General features: G+C 62.5%; 14 protein-coding genes. 12 read left to right on the top strand and 2 right to left on the bottom strand.

Annotation, left to right across the window (positions count from 1 at the left end; all coding sequences use genetic code 11):
• Positions 1-55: 55 nt before the first annotated feature.
• The 11 genes from urtB to LVD08_RS16895 all read left to right on the top strand — a co-directional run bounded on the left by urtB (position 56) and on the right by LVD08_RS16895 (position 10,177).
• A complete protein-coding gene (urtB, locus tag LVD08_RS16945) occupies positions 56-1,558 on the top strand; it encodes an urea ABC transporter permease subunit UrtB (protein ID WP_247268711.1) in 1,503 nt (500 codons plus the stop codon).
• Positions 1,558-2,637, top strand: coding sequence for an urea ABC transporter permease subunit UrtC (urtC, locus tag LVD08_RS16940; RefSeq protein WP_247268710.1), 1,080 nt, complete (start codon positions 1,558-1,560; stop codon positions 2,635-2,637). Before urtB ends, urtC begins: the two co-directional genes overlap by 1 nt.
• On the top strand, positions 2,634-3,503 hold the full coding sequence (gene urtD, locus LVD08_RS16935) for an urea ABC transporter ATP-binding protein UrtD (RefSeq protein WP_096794792.1): 870 nt from the start codon (positions 2,634-2,636) through the stop codon (positions 3,501-3,503). Before urtC ends, urtD begins: the two co-directional genes overlap by 4 nt.
• Before the next feature lie 133 nt (positions 3,504-3,636).
• Positions 3,637-4,335: an urea ABC transporter ATP-binding subunit UrtE gene (gene urtE, locus LVD08_RS16930; RefSeq protein WP_098966990.1), complete on the top strand. Its 699-nt coding sequence runs from the start codon at positions 3,637-3,639 to the stop codon at positions 4,333-4,335.
• 30 nt (positions 4,336-4,365) lie between these two features.
• The gene (locus tag LVD08_RS16925; protein ID WP_247268709.1) at positions 4,366-5,205 is read left to right on the top strand and encodes an urease accessory protein UreD; all 840 of its coding nucleotides are present in this window, start codon (positions 4,366-4,368) and stop codon (positions 5,203-5,205) included.
• 147 nt (positions 5,206-5,352) lie between these two features.
• Complete coding sequence (ureA, locus tag LVD08_RS16920; protein WP_007915951.1) at positions 5,353-5,655, top strand: urease subunit gamma; 303 nt, start codon at positions 5,353-5,355, stop codon at positions 5,653-5,655.
• A 9-nt stretch (positions 5,656-5,664) separates the two neighbouring features.
• Entirely contained in the window at positions 5,665-6,198 is a 534-nt protein-coding gene (locus tag LVD08_RS16915; RefSeq protein WP_047600616.1) for a GNAT family N-acetyltransferase, read from the top strand.
• 6 nt (positions 6,199-6,204) lie between these two features.
• Positions 6,205-6,741, top strand: a complete 537-nt coding sequence (locus tag LVD08_RS16910; RefSeq protein ID WP_027613558.1) for a GNAT family N-acetyltransferase — start codon at positions 6,205-6,207, stop codon at positions 6,739-6,741.
• A complete protein-coding gene (locus LVD08_RS16905; protein ID WP_098966985.1) occupies positions 6,738-7,043 on the top strand; it encodes an urease subunit beta in 306 nt (101 codons plus the stop codon). Before LVD08_RS16910 ends, LVD08_RS16905 begins: the two co-directional genes overlap by 4 nt.
• Positions 7,044-7,201: 158 nt before the next feature.
• Complete coding sequence (gene ureC, locus LVD08_RS16900; RefSeq protein ID WP_115988317.1) at positions 7,202-8,902, top strand: urease subunit alpha; 1,701 nt, start codon at positions 7,202-7,204, stop codon at positions 8,900-8,902.
• Between the two features lie 147 nt (positions 8,903-9,049).
• Positions 9,050-10,177 carry a sensor histidine kinase gene (locus tag LVD08_RS16895; RefSeq protein ID WP_247268708.1) on the top strand — a complete coding sequence of 376 codons (1,128 nt, stop codon included), beginning with the start codon at positions 9,050-9,052 and terminating at the stop codon, positions 10,175-10,177.
• Positions 10,178-10,301: 124 nt separating this feature from the next.
• Here LVD08_RS16895 and LVD08_RS16890 read toward each other — a convergent pair whose 3' ends face one another.
• On the bottom strand, positions 10,302-10,607 hold the full coding sequence (locus LVD08_RS16890) for a chaperone modulator CbpM (RefSeq protein ID WP_027613554.1): 306 nt from the start codon (positions 10,605-10,607) through the stop codon (positions 10,302-10,304).
• A 23-nt stretch (positions 10,608-10,630) separates the two neighbouring features.
• On the bottom strand, positions 10,631-11,578 hold the full coding sequence (locus tag LVD08_RS16885) for a DnaJ C-terminal domain-containing protein (protein WP_027613553.1): 948 nt from the start codon (positions 11,576-11,578) through the stop codon (positions 10,631-10,633).
• Between the two features lie 291 nt (positions 11,579-11,869).
• Between LVD08_RS16885 and LVD08_RS16880 the strand changes: the two genes are divergently transcribed.
• The gene (locus LVD08_RS16880) at positions 11,870-13,144 is read left to right on the top strand and encodes an Hsp70 family protein (RefSeq protein ID WP_047600627.1); all 1,275 of its coding nucleotides are present in this window, start codon (positions 11,870-11,872) and stop codon (positions 13,142-13,144) included.
• Positions 13,145-13,200 lie beyond the last annotated feature (56 nt).

The raw sequence follows: 13,200 nt of genomic DNA, 5'->3' as shown, positions 1-13,200 counted from the left end.
ACCGCTTTCGCGAGCAAGCCCGCTCCCACAATTAGTCCGCGCAAGGCGACTCTTTATGCCGACTACCCTATACCGCTTCATCCTCGCCATCGCACTGCTGTTGCCGATGACTGCCTTTGCCGGCGACGCCGAAGACTTCGTCGCCGCCAATCCCGTGCAACAGGCCAAACTGCTGGAAGCCTGGGCCGCGCAGCCCGAGCCAGCGCGTGTCGAGCTGATCAACGCCCTGCAACAAGGCCAATTGACCCTCGACGGCCAAACCAAAACCCTGCGCCTGAACAACCGCCTGCGGGGTCTGATCGACACCGCTCTGGCCAGCCACCAATTGCTCGCCGCCGACGCCAAAACCCGTCTGAGTGCCGCGCAGCAATTGCAGAAAAGCGCGAAACCCGCGCAGCTGAAATTCCTCGACCAGCAGCTGGCTGGCGAAAAAGACCAGAACGTCCACGCCGCCCTGAGCCTGGCGCTGGCCAATCTGCAGCTGGTCGACAGCGATCCGGCGGTGCGTCTGGCCGCCGTGCGCCTGCTCGGCGAAACCGGCGATCCGCTGGCCCGCACCCGCCTCGAAGGCCTGCTCGAACCCGGCGTGGAAAGCGATGCCGGGGTGCGCACCGCCGCCGAAACCAGTCTGGCTCAGGTCAAGCGCAAACTGCTGATCGGCGAAGTGTTGGGTCAGGCGTTCAGCGGCATGTCCCTCGGCTCGATCCTGCTGCTCGCGGCCCTCGGGCTGGCGATCACCTTCGGCCTGCTCGGGGTGATCAACATGGCCCATGGCGAGATGCTGATGCTTGGCGCCTACTCGACCTACGTGGTGCAGCTGATGTTCCAGCGCTACGCCCCGCAAGCCATCGAGTTCTATCCGCTGATCGCACTGCCGGTGGCGTTCTTTGTCACGGCGGCAATCGGCATGGCGCTGGAGCGCACGGTGATTCGTCATCTCTACGGCCGACCGCTGGAAACCCTGCTCGCCACTTGGGGCATCAGCCTGATGCTGATTCAGTTGGTGCGCCTGCTGTTCGGCGCACAGAACGTTGAAGTGGCGAACCCGGCGTGGCTGTCCGGCGGTATTCAAGTGCTGCCGAATCTGGTGCTGCCGTACAACCGCATCGTGATCATCGCTTTCGCTTTGTTCGTGGTGGTGCTGACCTGGCTGCTGCTGAACAAGACCCGCCTCGGCCTCAACGTCCGTGCGGTCACGCAGAACCGCAACATGGCCGCCTGCTGCGGCGTGCCCACCGGGCGCGTCGACATGCTCGCCTTCGGCCTCGGCTCGGGCATTGCCGGCCTCGGTGGCGTGGCGCTGAGTCAGATCGGCAACGTCGGCCCGGACCTGGGCCAGAGCTACATCATCGACTCGTTTCTGGTGGTGGTGCTCGGTGGCGTCGGCCAACTCGCCGGCAGCGTGCTGGCCGCGTTCGGGCTGGGCATCGCCAACAAAATTCTTGAACCGCAGATCGGTGCGGTACTCGGCAAGATCCTGATCCTCGCGCTGATCATTCTGTTCATCCAGAAACGTCCGCAAGGCCTCTTCGCACTGAAAGGACGGGTGATCGACTGATGAACCAGCCTCTACTTGTCACGGCCACGCAAAAAGCCGGGCCGAAAGTCACCCTCGCCATCGGCGCGGTGATCCTCGCGCTGCTGATCGCCCTGCCGCTGCTCTCACTGTTGGCGCCGGACAGCACGCTGCATGTGTCGGCGTATACGCTGACGCTGGTCGGCAAAATCCTCTGCTACGCCATTGTCGCCCTGGCGCTGGATCTGGTCTGGGGCTACGCCGGGCTGCTGTCGCTGGGCCATGGCCTGTTCTTCGCCCTCGGTGGTTATGCGATGGGCATGTACCTGATGCGCCAGGCCGCCGGTGATGGCTTGCCGGCGTTCATGACCTTTCTGTCGTGGACCGACCTGCCGTGGTACTGGAGCGGCACCAGCAGCTTTATCTGGTCGATGTGTCTGGTGGTGCTGGCACCGGGTCTGCTGGCGCTGGTGTTCGGCTTCTTCGCCTTCCGCTCGCGGATCAAGGGCGTGTATTTCTCGATCATGACCCAGGCCCTGACCTTCGCCGGGATGCTCCTGTTTTTCCGCAACGAGACCGGCTTCGGCGGCAACAACGGCTTCACCAATTTCCGCACGATTCTCGGTTTCGGCATCACTGAGCCGGGCACCCGCGCGGTGCTATTTCTGGCGACCGTACTGTTGCTGGTGGCGAGTCTGTTCATCGGCTGGCGTCTTGCACAGAGCAAGTTCGGCCGGGTGCTGACCGCGCTGCGCGATGCAGAAAACCGCCTGATGTTCTGCGGCTACGACCCGCGCGGTTTCAAACTGTTCGTCTGGGTCTTGAGCGCGGTGCTGTGCGGTCTGGCCGGGGCCCTGTACGTGCCGCAGGTCGGCATCATCAACCCCAGCGAAATGTCGCCGACCAACTCGATCGAGGCGGCGGTATGGGTCGCCCTCGGCGGTCGCGGCACGCTGATCGGGCCGCTGCTCGGTGCCGGTGTGGTCAACGGCATGAAGAGCTGGTTCACCGTGGCCTTCCCTGAATACTGGCTGTTCTTCCTCGGCGCGCTGTTCATCGTCGTGACGTTGTATCTGCCCAAAGGCGTGATCGGCCTGCTGAAGAAACGAGGTGAACAATGAGAGTCACTGCGAGTGCTGAATTCATGCTCGAACCGGCGTTTTTCCCCGTGGAACCGAACAAGGACGAGGGCACCAGCCGCGACTCGATCGGCCTCGGCCAGCGCGTCGGGCCGGGCCTCGACACCCGTCACGGCACGATCCTGACCCTGGAAGACATCAGCGTCAGCTTCGACGGCTTTCGCGCGCTGAACAATCTGAACCTGTACATCGGTGTCGGCGAACTGCGCTGCATCATCGGCCCCAACGGCGCGGGCAAGACCACGCTGATGGACGTGATCACCGGCAAGACCCGCCCCAGTCACGGCAAGGCGTGGTTCGGCGAAACCCTCGACCTGACGCAGATGAGCGAAGTGCAGATCGCCCAGGCCGGGATCGGCCGCAAGTTCCAGAAACCGACGGTGTTCGAAGCCCTCAGCGTGTTCGAGAACCTTGAGCTGGCGCAGAAGACCGACAAGTCGGTGTGGGCCAGTTTGCGCGCACGCTTGAGTGGCGAGCAGCGCGATCGCATCAGCGAGGTGCTGGAAACCATTCGCCTGACCAGCTCGGTCAATCGCCCGGCAGGCCTGCTGTCCCACGGTCAGAAGCAGTTTCTGGAAATCGGCATGCTGTTGATGCAGGACCCGCAACTGCTGCTGCTCGACGAACCGGTGGCGGGCATGACCGATGCCGAAACCGAATTCACCGCCGAGCTGTTCAAGTCGCTGGCCGGCAAACATTCGCTGATGGTGGTGGAGCACGACATGGGCTTCGTCGGCTCGATTGCCGACCACGTGACGGTGCTGCATCAGGGCAGCGTGCTGGCGGAAGGGTCGCTGGAGCAGGTGCAGGACAACGAGCGGGTGATCGAGGTTTACCTCGGCCGCTGAGCTGCAAACACCTTTCCAAACTGTAGGAGTGAGCCTGCTCGCGATAGCTGTGTATCAGATAAGCCGGCGTTGACTGACACGCCGCTATCGCGAGCAGGCTCACTCCTACAAGCGATTTGAGGAGATTTTGAGAATGCTGCAAGTCGACAAGCTGCACCAGTACTACGGCGGTAGCCACATCCTCCGTGGCCTCTCATTCGACGTAAAAGTCGGCGAAGTCACCTGCCTGCTCGGGCGCAACGGCGTGGGCAAGACCACCCTGCTCAAATGCCTGATGGGCCTGTTGCCGGCCAAGGAAGGTGTGGTGAACTGGGAAGGCCAACCGATTACCACGTTCAAGCCGCACCAGCGGGTACACGCCGGGATCGCCTATGTGCCACAGGGCCGGGAAATCTTCGGCCGGCTCACAGTGGAAGAAAATCTGCTGATGGGCCTGTCACGGTTTCCCGGCAGCGAAGCGAAAGAAGTACCAGGTTTCATCTACGAATTGTTCCCGGTGCTGCTACAAATGAAGCAGCGCCGCGGCGGTGACCTGTCCGGCGGTCAGCAACAGCAGCTGGCTATCGGTCGCGCCCTGGCCAGTCGTCCGCGTTTGCTGATCCTCGACGAGCCCACCGAAGGCATCCAGCCCTCGGTGATCAAGGAGATAGGCGCGGTGATCAAGAAGCTCGCGGCGCGCGGCGACATGGCGATTTTGCTGGTGGAGCAGTTCTACGATTTCGCTGCGGAGCTGGCCGATCAGTACCTGGTGATGTCCCGGGGCGAGATCGTGCAACAGGGTCGCGGCGAAAATATGGAGGCCGAGGGTGTACGAGGTCTGGTAACAATTTAATCTGTAGCTTCCTAACGATAATTACAAACCATGAACTTACCGCTTCCCACTGCCCTGTTTACCCCGAGCTGGCACGCCGAGCTGGAGCTGGCCTACGCCCGCTTCGGCGACTGTACGCGCCCGGTTCAGCGCCGGCATCTCGGCCCTCTGCGCGTGCAAAAGCACCTGTATGCCGAAGGCCCCGAGGTCTGCCAGCACATCATCGTCCACCCGCCCGGCGGGATCGCCGGCGGTGACCGGCTGAACATCAGCGCCCGCGTCGAAGCAGACGCCTGGGCGCAGATCACCAGCCCCGGCGCGGCCAAGTGGTATCGCGCAGCGGGGCCGGCGTATCAGCAGCTTGACCTGAAAGTCGCTGCCGGTGCGACGCTGGAATGGCTGCCGCAGGAAACCATCGTCTACAGCGCCGCTCAGGCTGAACTCACCACCTCAATCGAGCTTGAAGGCGATGCGCGGTTGTTCTACTGGGACGTGGTGGCGCTGGGCCGACCGGCCAGTGGCGAGCGCTTCGACCTCGGACACTTTCAAGCGCATCTGGATATCCGCCGCGACGGGCGATTGCTCTGGCACGAGCGTCAGCGCATCACCGGCAATGACGGCTTGCTCGATTCGCCGATCGGTCTGGATGGCAATCCGGTGTTTGCGACGCTGCTGGTGAGCGGTGAAATCGACGCCGAACTGCTGGAGCGGTGTCGTTCGCTGGGGCATGCAGTGCGCGGTGATCTGACCCAGTTGCCGGGGCTGTTGGTGGCACGTTGCCTGGCGAGCGAGGCACTGCTGGCCCGCGCCTGGCTAATCGATTTATGGCGTTTGTTACGCCCGGCTCTGCTAGGCCGCGAAGCCCAGCCCCCGCGAATCTGGAACACCTGAAATGCAATCCAATTGTGGGAGCGGGCTTGCTCGCGAAGGCGGTGTGTCATTCACACAGATGCGGGCTGACCTGCCGCTTTCGCGAGCAAGCCCGCTCCCACAGGAAATTTGTGCACATTTTTCAAACTGCCCTGATGGATACCCGCAATGGACCTGACCCCACGCGAAAAAGACAAGCTGTTGATCTTCACCGCCGGCCTCGTCGCCGAACGCCGACTGGCCCGTGGCGTGAAGCTCAACTACCCGGAAGCCATGGCCTACATCTCCGCCGCCCTGCTCGAAGGCGCCCGTGATGGCCAGACCGTGGCCGAGCTGATGCACTTCGGCACCACCCTGCTCAGCCGCGAGCAGGTGATGGAAGGCATCCCGGAAATGATCCCGGAGATCCAGGTCGAAGCGACGTTTCCCGACGGCACCAAACTGGTCACCGTCCACCAACCGATCGTCTGAGGTCGCGCCATGACTTACACCATTCGCGATGCCCTGCACGCCGATCTGCCGGCGATCCGCGACATCTACAACGACGCGGTGCTCAACACCACGGCGATCTGGAACGAATCGGCGGTCGACCTCGGCAACCGCCAGGCGTGGTTCAGCGCCCGTCAGGCCCAGGCCTACCCGATTCTGGTGATCGTCGACGCCGACAACGTTGTGCTCGGCTACGCTTCCTTTGGCGACTGGCGGCCGTTCGACGGTTTCCGCCATACCGTCGAGCACTCGGTCTACGTGCGCAGCGACCAGCGCGGCAACGGTCTTGGCCCGCAATTGATGAGCGTGCTGATCGAGCGGGCCAAAGCCTGCGACAAGCATGTGATGGTCGCCGCCATCGAAAGTGGCAACGCCGCTTCCATTCGTCTGCATGAGCGCGCCGGTTTCAGCATCACCGGACAAATGCCGCAAGTCGGCACCAAGTTCGGTCGCTGGCTCGATCTGACCTTCATGCAACTGACCCTCAATCCTGGCGCCCAGCCGCCGGTCGCCAACAAGGAGTGATACGCGATGAACCCCGCCCAACTGCGACGCGTCAATGCGGAAAGTTTTGCGCACTATCGTCAGGGCCTGATTGATCTGCTGCTCGACGCCGTGGGTTATGGCGCCAGCGTCGGTTTCATGGCCGACCTCGATGCCGCGCAAGCCCGCGCCTATTTCGATGAAGTGCAGCAACAAGTGAACAAGGGCAGTGTGTTGCTCTGGGTGGTGGTCAAGGATGAAGAGGTGCAGGCCAGCGTGCAGTTGGGCCTGTGCCAGAAGGCCAACGGCCTCAATCGCGCCGAAGTGCAGAAGCTGCTGGTGCGCGAACAGGCGCGTCGACGCGGCCTCGGTCAGCAATTGATGAATGCGCTGGAGCTCGAAGCGGCCAAGCACAAGCGCGGCATGCTCTACCTCGACACCGAGGCCGGCTCCCCCGCCGAAGATTTCTACAAGGCCCTGGGTTACACCCGCGCCGGCGAAATTCCCGACTACGCCTGCGACCCGCACGGTACCTATCGCCCGACCGCCCTCTACTACAAGATTCTGCAAGGAGCCCGGCCATGATTCCCGGCCAGTACCAGATCCAGCCCGGCGACATCGAATTGAATGTCGGCCGCCGCACCCTCAGCCTGAAAGTCGCCAACAGCGGCGACCGACCGATCCAGGTCGGTTCGCACTATCACTTTTTCGAAACCAACGACGCGCTGACCTTTGATCGCGCGGCCAGCCGTGGCATGCGCCTGAACATCCCCGCCGGCACCGCCGTGCGCTTCGAGCCGGGGCAAAGTCGCGAGGTCGAGCTGGTGGAGTACGCCGGGCATCGGCGGGTGTTCGGCTTTGCCGGGCGGGTCATGGGTGATCTCTAAGTAATGCGGTGTCTGCTCTGGCCCCTTCGCGAGCAAGCCCGCTCCCACATTAAACCGAGTTCCTCCAGCTGGAATCCGATCCCCTGTGGGAGCGAGCCTGCTCGCGAAAGTGAGCGCAGCGAACGATCTCAAAACCAATTGAATTCCAAGGCGAACACATGAAGATCTCGCGTCAAGCCTACGCCGACATGTTCGGCCCCACCGTCGGCGACAAGGTGCGCCTGGCGGACACCGAGTTGTGGATCGAAGTCGAAAAGGACTTCACCACCTACGGCGAAGAAGTGAAGTTCGGCGGCGGCAAAGTGATCCGCGACGGTCAGGGCCAGAGCCAGTTGCTGGCCGCCGAAGTGGTCGACACCCTGATCACCAATGCGTTGATCATCGACCACTGGGGCATCGTCAAAGCCGACGTCGGCCTCAAGGACGGGCGCATCGCCGCGATCGGCAAGGCCGGTAACCCGGACGTACAGCCCAACGTGACCATCGCCATCGGCGCCAGCACCGAGGTGATCGCCGGTGAAGGCATGATCCTCACTGCCGGCGGCATCGACACGCACATCCACTTCATCTGCCCGCAGCAGATCGAAGAAGCGCTGATGAGCGGCGTCACCACCATGATCGGCGGCGGCACGGGGCCGGCGACCGGCACCAACGCCACCACCTGCACCTCCGGGCCGTGGCACCTGGCGCGGATGCTGCAGGCCGCTGACGCATTCCCGATGAACATCGGCCTCACCGGCAAGGGCAACGCCAGCCTGCCGGAGCCGCTGATCGAGCAGGTCAAGGCCGGCGCCATCGGCCTCAAACTGCACGAAGACTGGGGTACCACTCCGGCGAGCATCGACAACTGTCTGAGCGTCGCCGACCAGTACGACGTGCAGGTGGCGATACACACCGACACCCTCAACGAATCGGGTTTCGTCGAAACCACCCTCGGCGCGTTCAAGGGCCGCACCATTCACACCTATCACACCGAAGGTGCCGGTGGCGGCCATGCGCCGGACATCATCAAGGCCTGCGGTTTTCCTAACGTGCTGCCGAGCTCGACCAACCCGACCCGGCCGTTCACCCGCAACACCATCGACGAACACCTCGACATGCTGATGGTCTGCCACCACCTCGACCCAAGCATTGCCGAAGACGTGGCGTTCGCCGAAAGCCGTATCCGCCGCGAGACGATTGCCGCCGAAGACATCCTCCACGACCTCGGCGCGTTCTCGATGATCAGCTCCGACAGCCAGGCCATGGGCCGCGTCGGCGAAGTCATCACGCGCACCTGGCAAACCGCCGACAAGATGAAAAAGCAGCGCGGCCCGCTGCCGCAGGATGGCGCAGGCAACGACAACTTCCGCGCCAAGCGCTACATCGCCAAATACACGATCAACCCGGCGATCACGCATGGCATCAGTCATGAAGTGGGTTCGATCGAAGTCGGCAAATGGGCCGACCTGGTGCTCTGGCGTCCGGCGTTTTTCGGTGTGAAACCGACGCTGATCCTCAAGGGCGGCGCCATCGCCGCCAGTCTGATGGGCGACGCCAACGCGTCGATTCCAACCCCGCAACCGGTGCACTACCGCCCGATGTTCGCCAGTTACGGCGGCTCGCTGCACGCCACCAGCCTGACGTTCATCAGTCAGGCCGCGCAGGAGGCCGGGTTGCCCGAGGCATTGGGCCTGAAGAAGAAAATCGGCGTGGTCAAAGGCTGCCGCGACGTGCAGAAAACCGACCTGATCCACAACGATTACCTGCCGAACATCGACGTTGACCCGCAGACCTATCAGGTCAAGGCCGACGGCGTGCTGCTCTGGTGTGAACCGGCTGAAACCCTGCCGATGGCCCAGCGCTACTTCCTGTTCTGACGCACGGCAAAAGGCCCCGGTTTCGTGTCTTGCGCACGATCCCGGGGCCTTTTTCATGTCGCTGGAAAAGCACCGTGCAAACGGTCGTGTATTTCCCGCCAAAGGGGCTAATATTCGATTCGCTCCGCCTTTTTTCAGGAACTGCCCATGCGTCTTTCCGAGTTCATCGTGGCCAATATCGACCCTATCGTCGATGAGTGGGAACAGTTCGCCGCGACCATCACGCCGGCCGCCGACTATCTGGATTCCACTGCGCTGCGCGATCACGCCAGCGAGATTCTGCGGGCCGCCGCCCGCGACATGAACAAGCCGCAAAGCCCCGCCGAACAGGCTGCCAAGGCCAAGGGCGAAGGCCCGGAAAAGACCCCGAGCCTGGACGAGGCCGGCGCCAGCCATGGCGAACTGCGCCACACCGTCGGTTTCGATCTGGTGCAGATGACCAGCGAATTCCGCCATTTGCGCGCCTGCGTGATCCGCCTGTGGGTCAACAGCCTTGAATCGCCGGACATGACCTATTTTCAGGACATGATCCGTTTCAACGAAGCCATCGACGAGGCACTGGCCGAATCCACCGCGGCCTACGCCGAGCAGGTCAATCGCTCGCGGGACATTTTCCTCGCCATCCTCGGCCATGACCTGCGTGCGCCGCTGCAGGCGGTGAGCATGTCCACCGAACTGCTGCTGCGCAAATCCAGCCTTGAAGGCGATGCCCTGGCCTGCGCCCAGCACATCAAGCGTGGCGCGCGGCACATGGCGACGATGGTCAGCGATCTGCTGGAACTGGTGCGCAGTCGTCTGGGCCGTAGCCTGCCGATCGAGCCGGCACCGATGGATCTGGCCGTTGCGGCGCGAGCGGCGATCGCCGAAGCCTGCGCCGGTCAACCGCAATCCGATCCCAGGCTCACCGTGCACGGTGACACCAGCGGCGTGTGGGACGCCGGACGGATCGACCAGTTACTGCAAAACCTGATCGGCAATGCCTTGCAGCACGGTGCCAACCAGCGCGACGTGACCGTCGATCTGCGTGGCGAGAGCGACCACGTGTGCCTGTCGGTGCACAACTACGGCACACCGATTTCCGAAGAGGCGATCGGCACCATTTTCGACCCGCTGGTGCGCAGCGCCGACGAAGAACTCGGGCAACCGTCGACCAGCCTCGGGTTGGGCTTGTTCATCGTCAAGGAAGTGGTGAACGCCCATGGCGGGACGATCGATGTCAGCTCGAGCGAGGCCGACGGCACGCTGTTCAGTGTGGTGTTGCCAAGAAAGGTTTAAGCAGGCCAACCGCGTAATCGTTCTTCGCGAGCAAGCTCGCTCCCACATTCAGATCGCGATCCACTGTGGGAGCGGGCTTGCTCGCGAAGGGGCCGGCAAAGACACTCCAGAACCAACGGTAAAACTACTCGACCACCAAACGCCCCAACCGCTGGCGCAGCATGCGATTCTCGGCTCGCAGTTCCTTCACTTCATCCAGCAGATCAAGTGCCAGCGCGACGCCCTCCCACTCAAGCTCCAGCTCGCGCCGCAACTTCGCGGCGCGCTTGGCCAGGCTCAACTCGTAGTCGGTGAACCGCCATTCCCGGGGCTGCGCGCCCTGAGGTTCGAGGATGCCGTGTTCGACGATTTCGATCACGTAGACGTCCGACAGATCGGCCGCCTCACAGAATTCTGCCATGTCCAGTTGAACGATCAGGGGGCTGCTCATGATGGGCTACTCCGTCGTCGGATTCAGAAGTTCTCTCGTGGGTTGAACGCAGCTTTCTTCGCCAGTTCCTGCCACAGCGCCTTGACCTCGTCGTCGGAGGTTTTCGGCATCACGGCCTTGAGCTGCACGAACAGGTAACCGCGCTCACCAGCCTTGTTCTTCAAGCCATGCCCCTTGGCGCGCATGCGCTGACCGTTCTGACTGCCGGCCGGAACCTTGAGGTTGATCTTGCCGGTCAGGGTCGGCACCGCCACTTCAGCGCCCAACGCCAGCTCCCACGGTGCCAATGGCAAGGTGATGATCAGGTTTTCGCCTTCGACATCGAATTTCGGGTGCGGCGCAAAGCGAATGGTCAGGTATAGATCGCCATTGGCCCCGCCACCGATGCCCGGTGCGCCCTGGCCTTTGAGGCGGATGCGCTCGCCGTCGGTGACGCCCGCCGGGATCTTCACGTTCAGGCTCTTGCTGGTGTTGCTGACGTGCTGACCGTTGGCGTTGTATTGCGGAACCTGAAAGCTGACCTTCTTCGACTCGTCCGACAAGGTCTCCTCAAGGAAGACCGGCAGTTCCATTTCCACGTCTTGCCCTCGGCGCCCTGCACTGCGTTGTTGCCGACCGTCGCCACCGAAACCGGCGCCGCGATTGCCGAAGATCGAACTGAAGAAGTCCGAAAAGTCGCCGGTGTCGCCACCGCCGCCGCCAAAACCGCCACGGCTCTGCCAGCCCGGCGGGCCCTGGAACGGCTGACCGTGCTGGCCATAACGGCGCAGCTCGTCATATTCGGCGCGTTTGTCGGCGCTTTTCAGCGCTTCATAGGCTTCCGAGGCGTCCTTGAACTTGGCCTCGGCGTCTTTTTCCTTGCTGACATCGGGGTGGTATTTGCGCGCCAGCTTGCGATAGGCAGCCTTGATCGCCTTGTCGTCCGCTGTCGGCTCCACGCCGAGTATCTTGTAATAGTCTTTGAAGTCCATCGAAGAAATCACCATCCGTTATCGATTTCGCGCCGAGGCCAGCATGCGCTCATTCGCGCGTGCCGGGTTGACCGATCTCAACTTTGTGACCGGGTGGCGCAGCAGAAGTTTATCGGCAGTGGACGACGGTTCTTGCGACCGCCGGTATGTCTGCCGGCCCATGCCAGCAAGTTTGGGGCGAAGCTGCGACTTTCAAGAAGCTTAGTCGTGAAATAGCAGATGACCGGCCTTCGAATCTGCCGCGCACTGACATACACTGCGCGGCCGTTTTTTGACCGGAACCCGAAAGACATGAACAACGCCTCTCCAGCCCGTGCCTGCGGTATCGACTTCGGCACCTCCAACTCCACCGTCGGCTGGCTGCGCCCCGGCATGGAAACGATGATCGCGCTGGAAGACGACAAGATCACCCTGCCGTCGGTGGTCTTCTTCAACATCGAAGAGCGCCGTCCGGTTTACGGTCGTCTGGCCCTGCACGAATACCTGGAAGGCTACGAAGGCCGGCTGATGCGCTCGCTCAAGAGCCTGCTCGGTTCCAAGCTGATCAAGCACGACACCAGCGTGCTCGGCACGGCGATGCCGTTCAAGGATCTGTTGGGTCTGTTCATCGGTCAGCTCAAGAGCCGTGCCGAAACGGCCGCCGGTCGCGAGTTCGAACAAGTGGTGCTGGGGCGTCCGGTGTTTTTCGTCGATGACGACCCGCTGGCTGACCAGGAAGCCGAAGACACCCTGGTCGAAGTGGCACGCAAGCTCGGTTTCAAGGACGTGTCGTTCCAGTACGAACCGATTGCCGCCGCATTCGACTACGAGTCCACAATCGAGAAAGAAGAGCTGGTGCTGATCGTCGACATCGGCGGTGGTACTTCGGACTTCTCGCTGGTGCGCCTGTCGCCCGAGCGTCGCGGCATGGACAACCGTCACGACGACATTCTCGCCACCGGCGGCGTGCACATCGGCGGTACCGATTTTGATAAACAGCTGAGCCTGCAAGGCCTGATGCCGTTGTTCGGCTACGGCAGCCGGATGAAGAGCGGCGCCTACATGCCGACCAGTCACCACATGAACCTGGCGACCTGGCACACCATCAACTCGGTGTACTCGCAGAAATCCACCCTGGCGCTGGGCAGCATGCGCTACGACATCGAGGACACCGGTGGCATCGACCGTCTGTTCAAGCTGATCGAACAGCGCGCCGGGCACTGGCTGGCGATGGAAGTCGAAGAAACCAAGATCCAGCTGACCCACGCCGACAGCCGCCACGTACCGCTGGATCGGATTGAGCCGGGCCTGAGCGTGGAACTGAGCCGCGCCCTGTTCGAATCGTCGATCGACGCCTTGCTTGAACGCGTGCGCGGCAGCGTTACGCAGCTGTTGAACGATGCCAACGTGTCGGTGGCGCAGGTCGATACGGTGTTCTTCACCGGCGGTTCGAGCGGCATTCCGGCACTGCGCAACAGCGTTTCGGCGATGCTGCCGAATGCGCGACATGTGGAAGGCAATATCTTTGGCAGCATCGGCAGCGGTCTGGCGATTGAGGCGATGAAGCGCTACGGTTCGATGGTCTGATCCAGAATCAGCGGCGCGCCCTTCGCGAGCAAGCCCGCTCCCACAGGATCACACTG

The organism is Pseudomonas sp. YL2, from assembly GCF_023063025.1.
Lineage (GTDB): Bacteria > Pseudomonadota > Gammaproteobacteria > Pseudomonadales > Pseudomonadaceae > Aquipseudomonas > Aquipseudomonas putida_A.
The sequence above is the reverse complement of the archived record's forward strand: the minus strand, read 5'-3'. Positions and strand labels throughout refer to the sequence as shown.

Excerpts from the sequence above, each read along its gene's own strand:
- urtB (WP_247268711.1), top strand. The coding sequence starts at position 56 with ATGCCGACTACCCTATACCGCTTCATCCTCGCCATCGCACTGCTGTTG.
- urtC (WP_247268710.1), top strand. The coding sequence starts at position 1,558 with ATGAACCAGCCTCTACTTGTCACGGCCACGCAAAAAGCCGGGCCGAAA.
- urtD (WP_096794792.1), top strand. The coding sequence starts at position 2,634 with ATGAGAGTCACTGCGAGTGCTGAATTCATGCTCGAACCGGCGTTTTTC.
- urtE (WP_098966990.1), top strand. The coding sequence starts at position 3,637 with ATGCTGCAAGTCGACAAGCTGCACCAGTACTACGGCGGTAGCCACATC.
- LVD08_RS16925 (WP_247268709.1), top strand. The coding sequence starts at position 4,366 with ATGAACTTACCGCTTCCCACTGCCCTGTTTACCCCGAGCTGGCACGCC.
- ureA (WP_007915951.1), top strand. The coding sequence starts at position 5,353 with ATGGACCTGACCCCACGCGAAAAAGACAAGCTGTTGATCTTCACCGCC.
- LVD08_RS16915 (WP_047600616.1), top strand. The coding sequence starts at position 5,665 with ATGACTTACACCATTCGCGATGCCCTGCACGCCGATCTGCCGGCGATC.
- LVD08_RS16910 (WP_027613558.1), top strand. The coding sequence starts at position 6,205 with ATGAACCCCGCCCAACTGCGACGCGTCAATGCGGAAAGTTTTGCGCAC.
- LVD08_RS16905 (WP_098966985.1), top strand. The coding sequence starts at position 6,738 with ATGATTCCCGGCCAGTACCAGATCCAGCCCGGCGACATCGAATTGAAT.
- ureC (WP_115988317.1), top strand. The coding sequence starts at position 7,202 with ATGAAGATCTCGCGTCAAGCCTACGCCGACATGTTCGGCCCCACCGTC.
- LVD08_RS16895 (WP_247268708.1), top strand. The coding sequence starts at position 9,050 with ATGCGTCTTTCCGAGTTCATCGTGGCCAATATCGACCCTATCGTCGAT.
- LVD08_RS16890 (WP_027613554.1), bottom strand. The coding sequence starts at position 10,607 with ATGAGCAGCCCCCTGATCGTTCAACTGGACATGGCAGAATTCTGTGAG.
- LVD08_RS16885 (WP_027613553.1), bottom strand. The coding sequence starts at position 11,578 with ATGGACTTCAAAGACTATTACAAGATACTCGGCGTGGAGCCGACAGCG.
- LVD08_RS16880 (WP_047600627.1), top strand. The coding sequence starts at position 11,870 with ATGAACAACGCCTCTCCAGCCCGTGCCTGCGGTATCGACTTCGGCACC.